Origin of the sequence: Deinococcus sp., assembly GCF_018260405.1 — a bacterium.
GTDB lineage: Bacteria > Deinococcota > Deinococci > Deinococcales > Deinococcaceae > Deinococcus.
In genome coordinates this window covers 1-683 of the sequence record NZ_JAGLBG010000254.1, presented here as the reverse complement: position 1 = coordinate 683, position 683 = coordinate 1, and the positions used below count along the sequence as shown (strand labels likewise).

Sequence of the window (683 nt, the reverse complement as noted above, 5' to 3'; positions counted from 1 at the left end):
AGTTGGTGCTAAATATTACTCTAGTAACCAAAGTCACGATTTTTTAAGGCTTGCAGAACCCTAAGATGTTCAGTGGGGACGTTCATTAATTATTCATACACTAACGTAACTGACCTCATTTGATTTTTGGTCAAAAAGGTTCCGGACTACTGAACTTAGGAAGGATAATTATAATGAATATTACGTTTTGGTCATCTAACTACCGACACCTTTGGGCCGTTTCTATGGGTTTTTTGCTTGGAATCGCCCTTAAACCATACCGACACCTTTGGGCCATTATGTTAGAAACGAAGTGTAAAAGCCGTGAAATACCTCGTCCAGTACGAAAAATTTTTAGTTTTCCACAACTACCGACACCTTTGGGCCGTTTAGTCCAAAACTACCGACACCTTTGGGCCGTCTAATTACCGACACCTTTGGGCCGTTTTCGAAAAGATCCCTTTGGGACGCAAAAAACAGGATCGCACACCTAAAAAGCTATTTTACCGACACCTTTGGGCCGTTTGGCCTAAAAACTACCGACACCTTTGGGCCGTTTAGCCCAAAACTACCGACACCTTTGGGCCGTTTTTGCGATTTTTTGTCGTCTGAGACGCAAAACGGGCAACGCTCTGTTGTTGCTTTTTTATTAATATTAGAGATATAAAAGATAACAACAACAGTCAGGAGACAGGATGAGTAAA

Annotated in this window: 1 protein-coding gene; it reads right to left on the bottom strand. The window is 41.6% G+C overall.

Annotated elements, in window-relative coordinates; genetic code table 11:
• Positions 1-477: 477 nt before the first annotated feature.
• Positions 478-683, bottom strand: a 206-nt coding sequence (locus QZ269_RS13410; protein ID WP_291427188.1) for a hypothetical protein, incomplete at its 5' end; no start/stop codon positions are given.